The organism is Pseudoxanthomonas sp. OG2, from assembly GCF_014192765.1.
Taxonomy (GTDB): domain Bacteria; phylum Pseudomonadota; class Gammaproteobacteria; order Xanthomonadales; family Xanthomonadaceae; genus Pseudoxanthomonas_A; species Pseudoxanthomonas_A beigongshangi.
On record NZ_JACHYM010000002.1, the window covers coordinates 393,085 to 412,048 of the forward strand.

General features: G+C 68.0%; 13 protein-coding genes. 5 read left to right on the plus strand and 8 right to left on the minus strand.

Translation table 11 applies throughout. The features are described 5' to 3' along the window. The first annotated feature begins 126 nt into the window (after nt 1-126). Together FHW78_RS14855 and FHW78_RS14860 are read left to right on the plus strand one after the other, a co-directional pair. The gene (locus FHW78_RS14855) at nt 127-792 is read left to right on the plus strand and encodes a response regulator transcription factor (protein ID WP_183642286.1); all 666 of its coding nucleotides are present in this window, start codon (nt 127-129) and stop codon (nt 790-792) included. Between the two features lie 33 nt (nt 793-825). Then, nucleotides 826-1,272, plus strand: a complete 447-nt coding sequence (locus FHW78_RS14860; RefSeq protein WP_183642289.1) for a GNAT family N-acetyltransferase — start codon at nt 826-828, stop codon at nt 1,270-1,272. Nucleotides 1,273-1,739: 467 nt separating this feature from the next. On the opposite strand, the gene FHW78_RS14865 is transcribed toward FHW78_RS14860, so the two are convergent. The 3 genes from FHW78_RS14865 to FHW78_RS14875 all read right to left on the minus strand — a co-directional run bounded on the left by FHW78_RS14865 (nt 1,740) and on the right by FHW78_RS14875 (nt 8,062). Next, complete coding sequence (locus FHW78_RS14865) at nt 1,740-2,228, minus strand: 8-oxo-dGTP diphosphatase (RefSeq protein ID WP_183642292.1); 489 nt, start codon at nt 2,226-2,228, stop codon at nt 1,740-1,742. A 76-nt stretch (nt 2,229-2,304) separates the two neighbouring features. Then, nucleotides 2,305-5,661, minus strand: coding sequence for a PAS-domain containing protein (locus FHW78_RS14870; protein ID WP_183642294.1), 3,357 nt, complete (start codon nt 5,659-5,661; stop codon nt 2,305-2,307). A 181-nt stretch (nt 5,662-5,842) separates the two neighbouring features. Then, the gene (locus FHW78_RS14875) at nt 5,843-8,062 is read right to left on the minus strand and encodes a TonB-dependent receptor (protein WP_183642297.1); all 2,220 of its coding nucleotides are present in this window, start codon (nt 8,060-8,062) and stop codon (nt 5,843-5,845) included. A 192-nt stretch (nt 8,063-8,254) separates the two neighbouring features. Here FHW78_RS14875 and FHW78_RS14880 point away from each other — a divergent pair, with 192 nt between their 5' ends. The 3 genes from FHW78_RS14880 to FHW78_RS14890 all read left to right on the plus strand — a co-directional run bounded on the left by FHW78_RS14880 (nt 8,255) and on the right by FHW78_RS14890 (nt 13,232). Further along, on the plus strand, nt 8,255-9,652 hold the full coding sequence (locus tag FHW78_RS14880) for a GntP family permease (RefSeq protein ID WP_183642299.1): 1,398 nt from the start codon (nt 8,255-8,257) through the stop codon (nt 9,650-9,652). Between the two features lie 376 nt (nt 9,653-10,028). Beyond that, nucleotides 10,029-11,750, plus strand: a complete 1,722-nt coding sequence (locus FHW78_RS14885; RefSeq protein ID WP_183642302.1) for a DUF1800 domain-containing protein — start codon at nt 10,029-10,031, stop codon at nt 11,748-11,750. A 9-nt stretch (nt 11,751-11,759) separates the two neighbouring features. Then, on the plus strand, nt 11,760-13,232 hold the full coding sequence (locus tag FHW78_RS14890; protein ID WP_183642307.1) for a DUF1501 domain-containing protein: 1,473 nt from the start codon (nt 11,760-11,762) through the stop codon (nt 13,230-13,232). A 109-nt stretch (nt 13,233-13,341) separates the two neighbouring features. Here FHW78_RS14890 and FHW78_RS14895 read toward each other — a convergent pair whose 3' ends face one another. The 5 genes from FHW78_RS14895 to rbfA form a co-directional block, all read right to left on the minus strand. Next, nucleotides 13,342-14,493: an NAD-dependent epimerase/dehydratase family protein gene (locus FHW78_RS14895; RefSeq protein WP_183642310.1), complete on the minus strand. Its 1,152-nt coding sequence runs from the start codon at nt 14,491-14,493 to the stop codon at nt 13,342-13,344. A 223-nt stretch (nt 14,494-14,716) separates the two neighbouring features. Then, nucleotides 14,717-16,825 (minus strand): polyribonucleotide nucleotidyltransferase, encoded by a 2,109-nt coding sequence (gene pnp, locus FHW78_RS14900; protein WP_183642313.1) that lies wholly within the window; start codon nt 16,823-16,825, stop codon nt 14,717-14,719. A gap of 184 nt (nt 16,826-17,009) precedes the next feature. Then, nucleotides 17,010-17,270 carry a 30S ribosomal protein S15 gene (rpsO, locus tag FHW78_RS14905; RefSeq protein WP_183642316.1) on the minus strand — a complete coding sequence of 87 codons (261 nt, stop codon included), beginning with the start codon at nt 17,268-17,270 and terminating at the stop codon, nt 17,010-17,012. 147 nt (nt 17,271-17,417) lie between these two features. Further along, nucleotides 17,418-18,365, minus strand: coding sequence for a tRNA pseudouridine(55) synthase TruB (gene truB / locus FHW78_RS14910; protein WP_183642319.1), 948 nt, complete (start codon nt 18,363-18,365; stop codon nt 17,418-17,420). 140 nt (nt 18,366-18,505) lie between these two features. Continuing rightward, nucleotides 18,506-18,877: a 30S ribosome-binding factor RbfA gene (rbfA, locus tag FHW78_RS14915; RefSeq protein WP_183642322.1), complete on the minus strand. Its 372-nt coding sequence runs from the start codon at nt 18,875-18,877 to the stop codon at nt 18,506-18,508. Nucleotides 18,878-18,964 lie beyond the last annotated feature (87 nt).

Consider the following 18,964-nt stretch of genomic DNA (forward strand, 5'->3'; position numbering starts at 1 on the left):
CGGGATTCGGGAGTCGGGATTGGGGAATCGAAAGAGCGAAGAGCTCCGTTCGCCTTGTTTCCGCGCTCGTGGCCAAACGCTTCTACGATTCCCGATTCTCCATTCCCGAATCCCGGCCTCAACCCCATGCCTACCCTGCTGATCGCCGACGACCATCCGCTGTTCCGGGCCGCGCTGCGCGGCGCGGCGGCCGATGCCGTGGCGCGGATGTCGGTGCTGGAGGCCGAATCGCTGGACGGCGTGCTGGCGGCGCTGGACGCGCATGACGACGTGGATCTGGTGTTGCTCGATCTGCACATGCCCGGCAACCACGGGCTGGCCGGGCTGGCGGCGATCCGCGCGCAGTTTCCCGCGGTCGCGGTGATCGTGGTGTCGGCCAACGATGACCCACGGGTCGTCCGGCGCGCGCTGGACCACGGCGCCGCCGGCTACCTGCCCAAGAGCGCGGGGCTGGAGGAACTGCGCGATGCCATCCGCAGCGTGCTTGCCTGCGAGCAATGGCTGCCGCCTGCGCTGCGCGCCACCGTCGCACGCGCGCAGTCCTCGCGCCACGACGCCGAACTGGCCGCGCGCCTGGCCAGCCTGTCGCCGCAGCAGTTCCGGGTGCTGACGCTGGTGGCCGAAGGCCTGTTGAACAAGCAGATCGCCGATCGCCTGGACGTGCAGGAGCGGACGGTCAAGGCGCACCTGTCGGCGATCTTCGATCGCCTGGGCGTGCGCAACCGCACCCAGGCCAGCGTGATCCTGCGTGAACTGGAACTCAGCGACCCCGCCCGCCAACTCGAGGCGTGAGACGATGATGGCGTGCCAGCCCCGGATGCACGCATGAACGCCGCTTCCGCACCACGCGCCGCCACGATCGACGATGCCACCGAGATTGCCCGCCTGTCGGGGCAGCTGGGCTATCCCGTCGATGCACCCGTGATGATGGAACGGTTGCGGTGCTTGCTGCCGCGCCAGGATCACTTTATCCGGGTGGTCGCTGACGGGCCTGGCCTGCTTGGCTGGATCGTCGCCGAACGGCGCCTGTCGCTGGAGGCCGGCGACAGCTTCGAAATCACGGGGCTGGTGGTGGATCGTGATGCCCATCGTGGCGGCGTCGGCTCGGCACTGGTCGCCGTGGTCGCGGACTGGGTCCGCCAGCAGGGCGGAGCGCGACTGGTCGTGCGCTCCAACGTGGTCCGCGCGGAGTCGCATCCATTCTACGAACGCCAGGGGTTCATCCGCATCAAGAGCCAGCACGTCTATCGACGGGATCTCCAGGCACCGTAGGCTTTGGGGCCGGGATTGGGGATTGGGGATTGGGGATTGGGATTGGGGATTGCGTCGCCGGAGTCGGGATTCGGTTCAGTCGGAGATCCCTTCTTCCACGTTGGTAGCAACACCTGCCTCGGCATTCCCGCGAACGCTGGAATCCATTGGGTGCGATCCGGTGTCACGCCCCGGTCCCGGCCTGGTCATTTTTTCGCCATCCATCTTGACAGGTCCGTGGCGCAAGGGCCGCGCGGGCTTATCCACATGTTTGTCCGCGAACCATCCACATGCGCTGTGGAAAACCTGAAACATTCGTTTCACGGACGTGAAACGCAATGGTCATTTTTTCGCCAACCTGCTTGACAGCCTTGCCGCGCAAGGCCGGCCGGCGCTTATCCACATGTTTCTCCGGAATCGGTCCACACCGGATGTGGACAACCTCGCCGCATCTTTCCGCGTAATGCGGATGACGCGCCGGCGCGTGGTCAGATGCGCGAGTACTGCCAGGACACCATGCGGCCCTCGCGATACGGCATCACCCCGTGGAACCCACGCGGATCCGCGTCGAATACCAGCGGCAGGAAATGGCGGTCGCCGTCCCACAGCGGCAGATCCAGGATCCGCTCCACCGGCACCCATTCCAGCGCGCCTTCCGGATTGTGCTCGTGCGGCGTCCCCGAATACGCGGTGATCAGGAACACGAAGCCCAGCCAGTCCTCGCCCTGCTTGCCGAAGCCCGGCCAGCTGATGGTGCCGCGCAGCGCCAGCTCATCGCATTCGATGCCGGCCTCCTCGCGGATCTCGCGGCGCATGCCGGCGACCACGTCCTCGTCCGGCTCGATCTTGCCGCCCAGACCGTTGTACTTGCCCAGATGCTGATCGTCGAGCCGCGCATTGCGATGGATGAGCAATACCTGCGAGCGATCCGGCGACAGGACATAACCGAGCGTGGCGACGATGGGGGTATACGGCATGGCGGGAGGTGGGTCGGAAAACCGCCATTCTAGCCGCGCGCGCCGCCACGCTCCCGGTCAAGCGGAGAAACAAGGCTCACGACACGCCGGCCACGCTGCCCGCACGCGCCGCCAGCAGGCGGTCCAGCACCGACTTCAGCGCCAGCGGGCGCACCGGTTTCGCCAGCAGCGACAGATCTGCTTCGCGCACCGCGCGGCGGACGGCGTCGGTCTGGTCGGCGGACAGGATCAGGCAGGGACTCGCCTCGAAGCGTGCCGACAAGCGCCGCCATAGCGCCACGCCGGTGTCGCCTGCGTCCAGGTGGAAGTCGAACAGCCACGCATCAGCCGGCGCACGCGCCAGTTGCGCCTCCGCGGCCGGACCATCGGCGGCACAGGCGACCTCGCAGCCCCATCCCAGCAGGGTCTGGCGGAGCGCGTCGAGCGCGGCCGGATCATTGTCCACCGCCAGCACGCGCAGGCCGGCCAGACGGGCGCGCGACACGCCCGCCGACACCTGCGCCGTGGCCGGCGTCGCGACCATGGGCAGCTCGACGGTGAACGCGGACCCGCGTCCCGGCCGACTGCGCAAGCCCAGCGGCGCTTCCAGCAGGCCGGCAATGCGATCGGCGATGGACAGGCCCAGCCCGAGTCCCTGCCCGACCGCCTCCTCGCCGCGCCGGAATTCGTCGAAGATCAATCGCCGCTCCGGCTCGCGGATGCCGGGACCGGTATCGAGCACCTCGATCCGCAAGCGTCCGCGCGCGCCGCGGCGCACGCCCAGCAGCACACCGCCCTGGGCGGTATAGCGGATGGCGTTGGCAAGGAAATTCTGCAGGATCCGCCGCAGCAACTGCGGATCGCTGTGCACCCAGAGGCGCGTTGGCCGGTAACGGAAACGCAGGCCGTGTTCGGCGGCCAGCACGCCGAATTCCGACGCCAGCGGTTCCAGTACCTCGGACAACGGAAAATCGCGCGGCTCCGGCACCAGGCCGCCGGCTTCCAGCCGCGACATGTCGAGCAGGCCGGTCAGCAGATCGGTGGTGGAATCCAGCGCGCCGCGGATCTGTCGCGCCGACTGGCGCGCGCCGTCGTCGGGCAACTGCTGCGCGAGCGCGTCGGTGAACAGGTGGGCGGCATGCAGCGGTTGCAGCAGGTCGTGGCCGATCGCGGTGAGGAATCGGCTCTTGGCGTCGTTGGCGTGCTCAGCTTCGCGCTTGGCGGTTTCCAGCAGCGCGGTGCGCTCGGCCACGCGCTGTTCCAGGGTCTCGTTGGCGCGCTTGAGATCGCGTTCGGCGTGGCGCGAGGCGGTGACGTCGGTGTAGGTGGCGACGAAGCCGCCGCCGGGCATCGGATTGCCTCGGATTTCGACGATGCTGCCATCGGGGAACACCCGCTCGGTCAGGTGCGGCGTGCCGGCGCGCATGAACGCGATGCGCCGCTGCAGCGCGCGTTCGTCCTGGCCGCGGTGCGGCATGCGTTGCAATGCCCAGCGGGTCAGGTCGGCGATCGGCCGGCCGACCTGCAGCAGCTCTTGCGGGAATCCGAACATCTGCTCGTAGCGGCGGTTCCACGCCACCAGCCGCTGCTCGCGATCGACCACGCTGATGCCCTGGCTCATGTTGTGCAATGCGGCCTCCAGCACCTGCTGGTTGAAGCGCAGATCCTGCGAGGCCTCGCCGACGATGGCCGCGACGGTATCCAGATCCCGGCTCTCGCGCCGCGCCGCGTCCAGCAGCAGGCGCGCCGACGCAGAACCCAGCACCGCCGACAGTTCGCGTTCCAGCCGCGCCTCCATCGCCGCCGGCACCGGTCCGTTGCGTGGCGCGCCCGCCAGCAGTTCCTCCACCCGCTCGCGCGGGAGGAAACGCCGCCCTGCTTCGCCCAGCGTCTGCCGATCCAGGTTGCGCTGGCGCTGGTGCGGCGCCTCCCGACGCCACGCCATCGCCAGCAGGGTGGCGACCGTGCCGACGAACAGGCTCACGCCCACCGCGCGTCCCAGCGGACTCCAGCCGGTCAGGCCGAACATGCCTTGCGGCGACAGCCAGGCTTGCCCGAACGGCCCTTCCCGCAGCCACTCGGGTGCGCTGCCGGACGCCAACAGCAGGGTCGGCAGCAACAGCACCCAGGCCCAGGCCAGGAAACCGGCGACCACGCCGGCGATCGCCGCGCGCGGCGGCGTCTGCGGGCGCCACACCGCGAACGCCAGCACCGGCGCCAGCGTGGCCAGCGCCGAGAACGACACCGCGCCGACGTCGGCCAGTGCGTCGCTGCCGGTTACCAGCCGGCTGTAGGCCCACGACAGCAGCATGATCACGGCGATGCCGGTGCGGCGCAGGGCGAGCAGTGCACCGCGCTGGTCGCCACCGTCGCGGCGCGACCAGGCGCCGCGCAACAGGCCGGGCGCGAACCAATGGTTGCCGATCATCAGGCTGAGGGTCAGCGTGCTGACCACCACCATGCCGGTGGCCGCGCTCAGTCCACCGAGGAAGGCGAACAGCGCCAGTCCCTCGTGGCCCTGCGAGAACGGCAGCGCCAGCGCGTACATGTCCGACGGTACCGCGCCACCCAGCAGCGCCATGCCGGCCTGCGCCAGCGGCAGTCCGGGCAGCGCGATCAGCACCAGGTACAGCGGAAACAGCCAGCGCGCGGTGCGCACGTGTCGCTCGTCGCGGCATTCGACCACCGCCACGTGGAACTGGTGCGGCAGGATGAACATCGCCAGCGCGCCCAGCAATACGAACGGCGCGAACCCGCCGGACGGCTGCGGCGGCAGCGGCGCAGGCGGCAGCTCCGGCCATTCGCGCAGGCCGAACCAGACGAAGGCGCCGAGCGCCAGCATCGCCGCCAGCTTGAAGATCGACTCGAACGCCATCGCCAGCACCAGCCCGCGATTGTGCTCGGCCGCGCTGGCCCGGCGGGTGCCGAACAGCATCGCGAACAGCGCCATCGCCAGCGCCACGTACAGACCACTGTCGCGCCAGAACGGCAACGCCTGGCCCGCCTCGCCGGCCTCTAGGGTGAGCGTGGCGAAACTCATCGCCACCGCCTTCAATTGCAGCGCGATGTAGGGAATCAGGCCCAGCGCGGCGACCAGGGTGACCGTGCCCGCCAGCCAGGCATCGCGGCCCAGCCGGGTGGCGATCAGATCCGCCAGCGAGGTCGCGTTGGTCTCGCGCGCCAGCCGCACCAGCCGCATCAGGAACGCGACCGCCAGCGCATAGAACAGGATGGCGCCGAGGAAGGTCGGCGGCAGCGGCCAGCCATAACGGGCAGCCTGGGTGACGGTGCCGTAGAAGGTCCACGAGGTGCAGTGCACCGCCAGCGACAGCGCGTAGACATGTTGCCAGTGGCGGGCGAATACGGCCGGACGCCGCTCGCCGTACAGCGCGGTGCCGAACATCAGCGCCAGCCAGGCCAGTCCGGCCAGCGCGACCACCCACAGGCTCAGCATGTGACGACCCGGGCGGTCGGCGGTACGTCGATGGCTCCGCCGCGAAGCGCGCCGGCATCGAAGCCAATCCCGGAAAACACTCGACGTGGCGGAGTACATGCTGGCATCGGCGGAGCATAACGCAGCGGCGGCAGGCTTCCGCCTGCCGCCGCCGTTTTCCCATCGTTTGCCGCCATCGACCTCAGAAGTCGTAGCGCGCGGTCAGCGTGTACTGGCGCGGCGGACCATAGAAGCCGGTCAGCACGCCGTAGGCGCCGATGTTGTAGCCGGTGGTGCGGTATTCCTTGTCCACCAGGTTGCTGCCTTGCAGCGAGAACGACCAGGCGTCGTTGACCTTCCAGATCACGCCCGCGTTGAGCAGGCCGTAGCCGTCCTGCCTGATCAACGGGCTCAGATCGGTGGTCGGCCACACCTCGCTCTGGTAGGCATAGCCCACCCGCGCGGACAGGTTGCCGCCATTGGCCAGATCGGTGCGGTATTCCACGTTCAGCGCACCGGAGAATTCCGGGGCGTTGGTGAACTTCTGCTGGTCGGCGACGTTGACGCCGCGATCCATGTACTCGTCGTACTTGGCGTCCAGCCAGGCGAGGTTGCCGCTGATCAGCCAGTTGACCGTCGGCAGCCACTGGTACTCCACTTCCAGGCCCTGCACCGTGCCCTTGCCGGCGTTGGTGAAGTCGCCGAAGAAGCTCTGCGCGCCGTTCGGCAACGTGTACGAGGTGAACACCGACAGCTGGATGTCCTCGTACTTGTTGTAGAAGTAGGCCAGGTTGAGGAACATGCGCTGATCCAGCAACGACATCTTGCTGCCGATCTCGAAGCTGTCGACCTTCTCGTCGTCGAACGGCTCGCCCGAACGCGGCACCGCGGTGGTGTTGGCGCGGATGTTGTAGCCGCCGGACTTGAATCCGCGCGAGGCCAGGCCGTAGATCATGACGTCGGGCGTGATCTGGTAATCCAGCGAGACCTTGGGCGAGAAGTTCTTGAAATTGACCGTCTTGTCGAAGTTCGCCGCCGTGCCCCATGCCGTGCCGTAGTCCAGCCCGGTGTAGAAGCGATTCAGCGCGATCGCGTGCTTGTCCTCGTCGGTGTAGCGCGCGCCCACGTCCAGCTTGAGCCTGTCGGTCAGGTCGAACGTCCAGTCCGCGTACACCGCGATGCTCTGGGTATTGACCACGCCCTGGGTATCGCCGAACAGCGGGTTGGTCAGCGCGTTCGGCAGGGCCGGGTTCCAGAAGTGGTTGAGCACCTGGCCGCCGGCGTCGCCGTCGAAAGCATAGATGCCCATCACGCCGCGCGCGCGGCCGCCGCCGTCGTAATTGGCCTGCACTTCGTGGCTCACCTGGCTGTCGTTGTAGAACGCGCGCACGTCCACCAGCGTCAGCGGCGTGGTGTCGAAGTCGATGTTGGTCTCGGTGTCGGACTCGCGCTTGGCCACGACGTACTTCAACGCCCAGTCCTCGTTGACCCGCCAGTTGAAGGTGGCCGAGGCGCCCTTCATGGTGGTGTCGTTGACGTTGCGCATCGCGCTGCGGATGTCGTAGCGATCCGAAGTCGGCGGATACGCCGGTGCCAGCGGATTGGCCGCCAGCATCTTGGCGCCGCGCACGCCCGACTGGTCGTCCATCCAGTCGAACGCGAACTGCACGTCGAAGTTGTCGCCCGCATAGGCGCCCAGCTGCAGGCGCGCGGCATTGATTTCCTTGTCGCTGACATCCTGGCGGGTATGGGTGTTCTCGCCGAAACCATCGCGGTTCATGCTGGCCACCGCCACCCGTCCGCGCAGCCCGCTGTCGGCCCCGCCGAGGGAGCCGCCGATGGCGGCCTTGGCGTCGAGCTGGTTGTAGTTGCCGATGGTGATCGAGGCGAAGCCCTGGGTCTCGGTCGGCAGGCCGCGCGAGACGTACTTGATGGCGCCGCCGATGGTGTTCTTGCCGTACAGGGTGCCCTGCGGACCGCGCAGCACCTCGATGCGCTCGACATCGAACACGTCCAGCAGGGCGCCCTGCGGACGGGCGATGTAGACGTCGTCCAGATAGATGCCCACGCCCGGATCCACACCCCACAGGGGATCGGCCTGGCCGATGCCGCGGATATAGGCGGTGACCGTGCTGGTCGAACCGCGAGCCGCGTAGATGGTCAGGTTGGGCACCTGCGCGTCCAGATCGCCGATGTCGCGGACATTCATCTTGTCCAGGCTCTCGGAAGTGAACGCGGTGACCGCCACCGGCACGTCCTGCAGGGTTTCCTCGCGCTTGCGCGCGGTCACCGTGACCGAATCCAGGGTGGTCGCCCGGCTGGCCGCCTGGCCGCTGTCTGTCCCCGTGTCCTGCGCGAACGCGCAGGGTGCCGACGCCAGCAACACGGTGCCGATCGCCAGGCTCAAATGCTTCCGCTTCATGGATATCCCCTCCTCCCGGGAATGCGTGCGGCGGACGGTTGTCGCCGATGCTGGAGAAGGCTAGAGGCGGACCGGACGGACCGGCATCGTACCTTCGTACAGTGGGCCGCCGCCGGGGCGCTGTCGATACTCCCGCCATCTGTCCGGCCATTGGCGGCCGACCCATCGAACACCGGCGCCGAGGAGCCACGGATGTCTTTCCTGATTGTATTGGCCGCGCTGTGCTTCCTGATGTTCGTGGCCTACCGCGGCTACAGCGTGATCCTGTTCGCGCCGATCGCGGCATTGGGCGCGGTCCTGCTGACCGATCCCTCGCTGGTGGCGCCGATGTTCACCGGCCTGTTCATGGACAAGATGGTCGGCTTCCTCAAGCTGTATTTCCCGGTGTTCCTGCTGGGCGCGGTGTTCGGCAAGCTGATCGAGATCTCCGGCTTTTCCAAGTCGATCGTCGCCGGCACCATCCGCCTGGTCGGCCGGCAGCGGGCGATGCTGTCGATCGTGCTGGTGTGCGCGCTGCTGACCTACGGCGGGGTGTCGCTGTTCGTGGTGGTGTTCGCGGTGTATCCGTTCGCCGCCGAGATGTTCCGCCAGAGCGACATCCCCAAGCGGCTGGTGCCGGGCACCATCGCGCTGGGCGCGTTCACCTTCACCATGGACGCGCTGCCGGGCACGCCGCAGATCCAGAACATCATCCCCACCTCGTTCTTCGGCACCACCGCCTGGGCGGCGCCGGTACTGGGCACGCTGGGCGCGGTGTTCATCCTCATCCTGGGCATGGGCTACCTGGAATGGCGCCGCCGGGTGGCGCAACGCGCTGGCGAAGGCTACGGCGGCGATCTGCGCAACGAACCCGAACCCTTCCGTGGCGATCGCCTGGCGCATCCGCTGATCGCGGTGCTTCCGCTGCTGCTGGTGGGCGTGGCCAATTTCCTGTTCTCGCGCTGGATTCCGGGCTGGTACGGCGAGAGCCAATCGTTCGTGCCGGCGGTGATCGGCAATCCCGCGCCGGTGGTGCAGGAAGTCTCCAAGGTCGCGGCGATCTGGGCCGTGCAGGGCGCGTTGCTGGTCGGCATCGCCAGCGTGCTGCTGTTCGCCTGGAGGCCGGTGTTCACCGGCTTCGCCGAGGGCACCAAGAGCGCCATCGGCGGCGCGCTGCTGGCATCGATGAACACCGCCTCCGAGTACGGCTTCGGCGCGGTCATCGCCGCCCTGCCCGGCTTCCTGGTGGTGGCCAACGCGCTGCAGGCGATTCCCAATCCGCTGGTCAACGAGGCGATCTCGGTGACCGCGCTGGCCGGCATCACCGGCTCGGCCTCCGGTGGCATGAGCATCGCGCTGGCAGCGATGGCCGACAGCTTCATCGCCAACGCCAACGCGGCGGGCATCCCGATGGACGTGCTGCACCGGGTGGCATCGATGGCCTCCGGCGGCATGGACACGCTGCCGCACAACGGCGCGGTCATCACCCTGCTGGCGGTCACCGGCCTGAGCCACCGCCAGTCCTACAAGGACATCTTCGCCATCACCCTGATCAAGACGATGGCGGTGTTCTTCATCATTGCCCTGTTCTACCTGACCGGCTGGATCTGAATCCGGGCGTCACCACGCGGCTGGGCATCGTCGCTTCCTCCCGGTCGACGGACGATTTCCGGGACGCCTGCCGCTGGCCGCGCTTGCGCGGAAGGGAAACGAACGAAGGACCGGCGCGCGCGCGCCGTCCCGATGCCACCCGCTCCGCGCAACGGACGCATCGGCCTGTGCGCGCGGTCGCAGTCGTGTTCGCCCCGCTTGCCGAATACTGGCGACGATTCCGGGGAAACCAGCCACCACGATGACACGCCGAGCCTTCACGGTCCGTCCGACCGCGTTCCGTACCCGTACCCCACTGGCATTGCGGCGAGGCCGCGGGTCGCCCCCCGCGGAACCGGCGAGCTCCGCACCATCCGCCGAATCGCAGCGGGCCGCCGTGCGCGAACGCCATCGGCGCCTGTACGGCCTGCGCGGCGGTGAACGCGGTACGCTCGCCGGCGCTCCGGAGAGCGAATCCGCGACGGGTGGCCAGGTCGCCCAGGACATGAGCGAACCGCGCCTGCTGACCCTGCCGGCGCCGCCGTTCGCGGTGAGGATGCTGAACCGGCTCAGCTATGGCGCCACCGCGACCACCGTGGCCGAGTTCAACGCACTGGGCGACAACGATCGCCAGCGCCTGGCCAACTACGTCGACTGGCAGCTGGACTGGGAGGCCATCGACGATGGCGCGGTGGAGAACCGGCTCGCCGCCGCGGGCTACACCACCCTGGGAAAGTCGCTGGCGCAGCTGTGGGCGGATCATGTGGCCGCCGATCCCGACTATGCCATCCGCATGCGGCCGGCCAACGAGGTGCAGCGCGCGGCCTTCGTGCGCGCGGTGCATTCGCGTCGCCAGCTGCGTGAACTGGTGGTCAACTTCTGGCACGACCATTTCAACGTGCTGGTCACCGAATTCAGCGCCGGCCCGCTGTTCCCGCACTACACGCGCGACGTGATCCGCGCGCATGCCAAGGGCAATTTCCGTGCCCTGCTGGAAGCCGTCGCCACCAGCACATCGATGCTGTACTTCCTGGACAACATCAACAACTCACGCTCCGGTCCCAACGAGAACTGGGCACGCGAACTGCTGGAACTGCACACGCTGGGCGCCGAGAACTACCTGGGTTTCACCGATCCGTTCGAAGTGCCGCCCTGCCCGGAGGACCCGTCCTATCCGATCGGCTACACGGACATCGACGTGTACGAAACCGCCGCGGCCTTCACCGGCTGGTCGGCGAAGAATGGGCACTGGGAGTTTCCCGCCGAGAACGACGGCACCTTCGTCTACCGGCAGTCCTGGCACGACGCCGGGCCGAAGTTCCTGCTGGGGCGGATGCTGTACCCGGAGCAGCCGGCGATGAAGGACGGGCGCGACGTGCTGGATCGCCTGGCCAGCCATCCGCGGGTGGCGAAGTTCATCTGCCGCAAGCTGATCCGGCGCTTCGTCACCGACACGCCGCGACAGGCGCTGGTCGACAGCGCCGCCGCGCTGTTCCGGGCCAACTGGCAACGCCCGGATCAGATCGAAATCGTGCTGCGCCACATCCTCAACTCCGATGACTTCATCAACGGCTGGGGCTGGAAGAATCGCCGCCCGTTCGAGGCCACCGTGGCGGCGATGCGCGCCCTGGGCCACGACTGGACCTTGCGGCTCGATCACGAGAAGAGCGACGAATTCATGTGGCGGATGGGGTTCACCGGCCACCTGCCCTACAACTGGGCCGCACCCAACGGCTATCCGGACACCGGCCTGGCCTGGTCCGGCGCCAACTCGCTGGCGATGACCTGGAAGCTGCTCAACTGGCTGACCGAGACCAGCGACGGTGGAGTGCCACTGAGTCCGATCCTGGCCGCCACGCGCGCCGGCGTGCCGGCGGCGCAATGGACCGCCAATACGTTGGTGACATTCTGGTGCAACCGCCTGCTGGGTTACCAGCCCGAGGCGGCGCGCCGACAGACGCTGGTCGGCTTCATGGCGCAGAACGGTGATCCGGCCAGCTACGTGATCACCGACACCGATGCCTGGGCGGTGAACGATCTGAAGCGCCACTACAACCATCAGCGCCTGCGCAGCCTGGTCTCGCTGATCCTGATGTCCCCCGAATTCATGGCCCGCTGAGGTGACCGCATGAGCCGATTCACCCTGACCCGCCGTGAATTCGTGAAGGGCTGCTGCGGCGCCGCCGTGGTTGGCGCCGCCGGTTCGATCCTGGCGTTCTCCGAGGACGCCAGCGCGGCCACCAACGCCTACGACACCGTGGTGCACCTGTTCCTGCGCGGCGGCATGGACGGCCTGAACCTGGTCGTGCCGATCAGCGGCGACGACCGCACGTTCTACGAACAGGCGCGGCCGGACCTGTCGATTCCGGTCAGCGGCACCTACGCCGCGTTGCCGCTGACCCTGGCCGGCGGCGCCGCCACCGGCTTCGGCCTGCATCCTTCCGCAACCGGCCTGCGCGATCTCTGGAACAGCGGCCACCTGGGCATCGTGCACGCCGCCGGCATGGCCACCTCGGTCACCCGCAGCCATTTCGATGCGCAGTTGTCGATCGATCTCGGCACGCCGGGCAAGTTCGGCACCGGAAGCGGTTGGATGACGCGCGCCTGGGACAGCCGTCCCGCCGGCGCGCCGGCGGCGGCCCTGCCCGCGCTGGGCATCGGCACCACCCAGCCGGCCGGACTGCTCGCCTCCACCGCCGCGCTGACCCTGGGCAGCGCGTCGGACTTCCGGCTCAATGCGGGCGCCTACGCCTGGCAGGAACGCCGCCCCGATTCGCCGACCGGTTTTCGCGGCGTCAACGAGACCCTGGCCGATCTGTGGAGCGGTCGCACCGGCCTGCAGCTGAGCGGCCAGCGCGCCGACGCGTCGCTGCGCCTGATCGCCCAGCAGAGCTATGGCTCCCTGCCGGCTGGCTGGCCGACCGGCAACTTCGCGCAACAGTTGTGGACCATCGCCCAGTCAATCCGCTTCAACCTCGGCCTGCGCTACGCCACCCTCGACCTGGGCGGCTGGGATACCCACGAGGGCCAGGGCACCGCCGGCAGTGGCTACCACTACTACCAGAACAAGATCGCCGAACTCTCCTCGGCGTTGCAGGCGTTCTTCAACGAACTCGACGCCGGTGGCGAGATGGCGCGGGTCACGGTGGTCGTGCAGTCCGAGTTCGGCCGCCGGGTGCGCGCGAACGCCAATGGCGGCACCGATCACGGCTACGGCAATCCATTGCTGGTGCTCGGTGGACCGGTCAACGGCCGCCGCTTCTACGGCAGTTGGCCGGGACTCAATCCGGAAACCCTGTCACCCACCTTTGGCGACGTGCCGGTGACCACCGACTATCGGCGGGTGATATCCGAAATCCTGATCCGGCGGATGGGCAACGCCAATCTGTCGCAGGTATTCCCCGGCTACGGCGGCTACGCGCCGCTGGGCATTGTCCAGGGCAGCGACCTGGCGGCCAGCGCGATGGCGATGCAGGCGACCCCGCGCTCGGCGCCTCTGGCGGGCACCCGCGCCGTCGCCGACCACGGTGCATCCGCGTCCGCGCCTGACTGGCAGCGGCGCGGTCGGATCGACCGCTTCCTCACCCGCCGCGAACGCTGACACCACCCGACAGCATCGCGATCGGCGCCAAGGCTTGCCCCGCGCCGTTGGCGATGACGGACATCGGCCCGTCATCGCCGCGCTTGAGCGTTCGTGACCTGTCCGGCGCTCAGGCCTTGGCCGCGTGCCAGGCCTTGAGCAGTTCGGTTTCCTTGTCGCGGCTGATGCCCGCGCGCAGTTTGGCCTGGCGCTCGGCCGGTTGGCTGCGGAACCAGGCCATCAGGTCGGTGATGGTGTTGGTGAGCGGGCGATAGGTCAGGCCGGCGGCCACCGCGCGCGCGTTGCTGACCGCGCCATAGCCGGCATACGGGCCGCTCTTGGCGGACACCCAGATCGGAAGTTCCTCGACCTTCTGCGCTTCCAGGAATTCCGGCGTCACGTGGGTGTAGGTGGGATTGCCACCGGTCGCCGACTGGCAGGCCTGCAGCATCGCGTCCATCGGCAGCAATTCCTTCGGGCCGACCGCGTTGAACACGCCATAGGTGCGCGCCTCGGCCAGCCGGATCATCCATTCGCCCAAATCGCGGCCATCGATGACCTGCACCGGATCCTTGCCATCGCCGGGGACCAGCACCTCGCCGCCCTGGGCGACGCGATGCGGCCAATAGGTGAAGCGGTCGGTCTCGTCGCGCGGGCCGACGATGTAGCCCGGGCGCACGATGGTCACCCGTTCGCCGAACTGCTTGTGCGCCTCGGCTTCGCTGAGCGCCTTGAGCGGGCCGTACAGGCCCTCGATATCGGCGCGCAGCGATTCCTGGGTCTCGGCCATCGCATCCTTGCCCTTGTACTCCGCCAGCGCGTCGGTTTCGCTGATGCCGGGCTTGCTGCCGTCGGCGTACACCGAGATCGTCGAGATGAAGAGATAGTGGCCGACATTGCCCTTCAGCACCTTGCCGGCGTCACGGACCCAGAACGGCAGGCTGGTCGGGTTGTCGATGCAGACATCCCATTTGCGACCTTCCAGCGCCTTCAGGTCGCCGGTATTGCGGTCGCCGTGCAGTTGTTCCACCTCGCCCGGCCATTCCGGCGAGGGGCGCTTGCCGCGATTGAACAGGGTGACCTTGTGGCCGCGCTCCAGCGCGTAGGCGACCTGGAACGGACCGGTGAAACCGGTGCCGCCGAGAATGAGGATATTCAGCGGCTTGGCGGCCTTGCCGACCTTGCCGGATTGTTGGCCGGCGGCGGCCCAGGCCAGCGAAGGCATCGCGGCGGTGGCGGCGGCAAGCGCACTGAGTTTGAGCAGATCACGGCGGCTGGTCATGGATGGCTCCGGGGTGGTGGTATGGCCGGGGGAAGCCGCACTAATACCATCCGCCGCCGCCGCCGCGCCTATGGCGAAAGTCGGGGCTGGTTTGCCGCACCGCGCCATCACCGCCCGATCGGGGGTGCCGTGGCCGGGACCGGCCGGGCCACGGGCGAATCCCGCGCAAACAAAAAGCGGGCCGAAGCCCGCTTTCTGCTGTCCGTGAAAGGAAGGGACCGGCTTACTCGGCCGGCACGCCTTCGCCTTCCTCGACGGCCTTGATCGACAGGCGGATGCGGCCCTGCTTGTCGACTTCCAGCACCTTGACCTTGACCACGTCGCCTTCCTTCAGCTTGTCGCTGACCTTCTCCACGCGCTCGCTGGAGATCTGCGAGACGTGCACCAGGCCGTCCTTGCCCGGCAGGATGGTGACGAACGCACCGAAATCCATGATCTTGGCGACCTTGCCTTCGTAGATCCGGCCCGGCTCGACGTCCGAGGTGATCTGCTCGATGCGGGCCTTGGCGGCCTGGGCGGCGGCGGCATTGACCGAGGCGATGACGATGGTGCCGTCGTCCTGGATATCGATCTGGGTGCCGGTTTCCTTGGTGATGCCCTGGATGGTGGCACCGCCCTTGCCGATCACTTCGCGGATCTTGTCCGGATGGATCTTGATGGTCAGCAGGCGCGGGGCGTAGTCGCTCAGCTCGGCGCGCGGGCTTGTGATGGCCGAGGCCATCTCGCCCAGGATGTGCAGACGGCCGGCCTTGGCCTGCTGCAGCGCCTGCTTCATGATCTCTTCGGTGATGCCCTCGATCTTGATGTCCATCTGCAGCGCGGACACGCCGTCGGCGGTACCGGCCACCTTGAAGTCCATGTCGCCCAGGTGATCTTCGTCACCCAGGATGTCCGACAGCACGACGAAGTTGTCGCCTTCCTTCACCAAGCCCATCGCGATGCCCGCGACCGGTGCCTTCACCGGCACGCCGGCATCCATCAGCGCCAGCGAGCTGCCGCAGACCGAGGCCATCGACGAGGAACCGTTGGATTCGGTGATTTCCGACACCACGCGGATGGTGTACGGGAACTCTTCCAGGGTCGGCATCACCGCCAGCACGCCGCGCTTGGCCAGGCGACCATGGCCGATTTCACGGCGCTTGGGCGCGCCGAAACGGCCGCACTCGCCCACCGAGAACGGAGGGAAGTTGTAGTGGAACAGGAAGTTTTCCTTGTACTCGCCGCTGACCGCGTCGATCACCTGGCCGTCGCGGGCGGTGCCGAGGGTGGCGACCACGATCGCCTGGGTCTCGCCACGGGTGAACAGCGAGGAGCCGTGGGTGCGCGGCAGCACGCTCACCTTGGAGCTGATCGGGCGGACGGTGTCCAGCGCGCGGCCGTCGATGCGGACCTTGGTGGCCAGCACGGAGTCGCGCATGGTGCGGTATTCCAGCTCGCCGAATTCCTTCGACAGCTCGGCGCCGCTCCAGCCTTCGGCCTCGGCGCGACCGGCCAGGCGCTCCACCACGTCCTTCTTGATCGCGGCGATGGCGTCGCGGCGCTGCAGCTTGTCACGCACCTGGAACGCATCGGCCAACTGGTTGCCGATGGCTTCCTTCAGCGCCGAGATCAGGGCGGTGTTCTTGGCCGGGGCAGTCCATTCGGACGGCTTGGTGCCGGCTTCGACGGTCAGCTCGTTGATCGCGTTGATGACCTTCTGCATCTCGCGATGGCCGAACATCACCGCGCCCAGCATCACGTCCTCGGACAGGATGGCGGCTTCGGATTCGACCATCAGCACCGCGTTGGCGGTACCGGCGACGACCAGCTCCAGCTGCGATTCCTTCAGCTCGCTGGTGGTCGGGTTGAGGATGTACTCGCCGTTCTTGTAGCCGACCTTGGCGGCGCCAATCGGGCCCATGAACGGGGTGCCGGCCAGGGCCAGCGCGGCGGAGGCGCCGATCAGCGCCGGGATGTCACCATCCACTTCCGGGTTCAGCGACATCACCGTGGCGATGATCTGGACCTCGTTCTTGTAATCCTCCGGGAACAGCGGACGGATCGGACGATCGATGAGGCGCGAGATCAACGTTTCCTTCTCGGTCGCACGGCCTTCGCGCTTGAAGAAGCCACCCGGGATGCGGCCGCCGGCGTAGAACTTTTCCTGGTAGTCGACCGTCAGCGGGAAGAAGTCCTGGCCTTCGCGGGCCGACTTGGCGGCGACGGCGGAGACCAGCAGTACGGTGTCGTCCATCTTGACGATGACGGCGCCGCTGGCCTGGCGGGCGATTTCGCCGGTTTCCAGGGTGACGGTGTGCTTGCCGTACTGGAAGGTTTTGGTGATTTTTGCCACGTGGTTTCCTTGAATATTGCCTGTTCGGATTCTGGGCCGCCCGCGGCCCTTGCCGCCGGCGGTTGGCCGGAGTGCCCGGCCGGTGTTCTGGGAGAAAAGCGACGTGCCCTATCGGCACTCAACCGGATTTCCTTCCCTCAAATGCAAACCGCGGCGCATTTCTGCGCCGCGGCGGGGTATTGCATCAACGACGCAGGCCGAGCTTTTCGATCAGGCTCTTGTAGCGCTCGTTGTCTTTCTTCTTCAGATAGTCGAGCAGGCTGCGGCGGCGGTTGACCAGCTGCAGCAGACCGCGACGGCTGTGGTGATCCTTCTTGTGGACCTTGAAGTGGCCGCTGAGCTGCTCGATGCGGGCGGTCAGCAGGGCGACCTGCACTTCCGGCGAACCGGTGTCGGCAGCGCCGCGCTTGTTTTCTTCAATGATCTTCTGGGTATCGATGGACATGTGGTTTCTCTGGAGATGCGAAGCCTGCAGGAACGCCGGGAGATACCGGAGTAGACCGGTGCACCGCGTGGCTCGCCGTGAACGAAAGGAAATGCCGGACAAAACCGGCGGCGTAGTGTAGCCGCCGAGGCCTTTTGAAACAAGGTTTTAATGTTTGGGCCGCGCCGCCGACGGAGCGTTGCGGACCGCCCAGCTGAACAGACGCTGGGGGACCAGCAGCCCCTCGCCGTCGACGCTGCCCAGGCCCAGCACACGTCCCCCGGGCCCGTGCACGGCCACCATTTCCGCCGGTTCACCCTGCCCGCGCAGGCGCTGGCCCATGCCGAAACGGCGCGCGCCGTCGGCGTCCAGGTCGCGCCGGGGGAATCCGGCCAGGCCGGCCTCCACCGGCAGCAGGGCGCCCAGCAGCGCCGCCTCGCCCGCCCCGGCCAGCGCATCCAGCGCCTCCAGGGTGTACATGCGCGGGGCCAGGAAGGGCTCGACCCATAGCCGGCGCAGCTCGGCGACGTGGGCGCCGCAGCCCAGCGCCTCGCCCAGATCGCGCACCAGGCTGCGCACATAGGTGCCGGAACCGCACTCGACCCGCAGCCGGATCCGGTCGCCTTCGGCGGCCAGCACCTCGATGGCGTGGACCTCGACCTCGCGCTCGGGCGCCTCGATGGCTTCGCCCCGGCGGGCCTTGGCGTACAACGGCTCGCCGCCCTGCTTGAGCGCCGAGTAGATGGGCGCACGCTGGCGGATCGACCCGCGCAGCGGTGCCAGGGCGGTCTCCAGATCGGCGGGGGCCAGCGTCGGCACCGGCCGTTCGCGCAGGACCGCGCCGTCGGCGTCGTCAGTATCGGTGGTCACGCCCAGCACCGCGGTGGTCTCGTAGGCCTTGCGCGAGCCCAGCAGCAGGCCGGCGATCTTGGTGGCCTCGCCGAAACACAGCGGCAGCAGTCCGGTGGCGAGCGGGTCCAGGCTGCCGGTGTGCCCGCCCTTCTCCGCGCGGAACAGGCGCCGCGCGGCCTGCAGGGCGGCGTTGGAGCTGAGGCCCTGCGGCTTGTCCAGCAGCAGCAGCCCATCCAGCGGACGGAAGCGAATCTTCGGGGGCATCCCTCTCCGGGTTCCTTTCAGAGTCATCGGGCACGGCCGGCGCCTGCATGGCGGCCGCGACGGCACGATGGTCGGCGGGGCCAGGCCCGCCCAGTATCAACGAAAAATGGCGCCGGCGCGGTGCGCACCGGGACCGGCCATCAGCCCTGGTCGTCGCCGGAACCGTGTTCCGGCAGGTCGCGCAGCAGCTGGTCGATGCGCTCGCCGCGATCCACCGAATCGTCGTAGTGGAAATGCAGTTCCGGCACGTGGCGCAGCTTGACCCGGCGGGCCAGCTCCATGCGCAGCTCGCGCGCCAGTTCACGCAACCCCTTGATCGCATCCGCCGAACGCTCCGGCAGCAACGCCGTCACGTAGACCTGCGCGTGCGCCATGTCGCGGGTGACCTCGACATCGGACACGCTCACCGACGGCAGCCCGTACTCGCGGACGGCCTCGTGCACCAGCGTGCCCAGCTCGCGGCGGAGCTGTGCGGAGATGCGGTCGGTACGGTGGAAGGATTTGCTGGGCATTGAGACGGGATCGGGGATTCGGGATTGGGGATTCGCAGGAGCAATTTGGGCGGATCGGGGAATCCGGGGAATGGTTTGACGAATCTC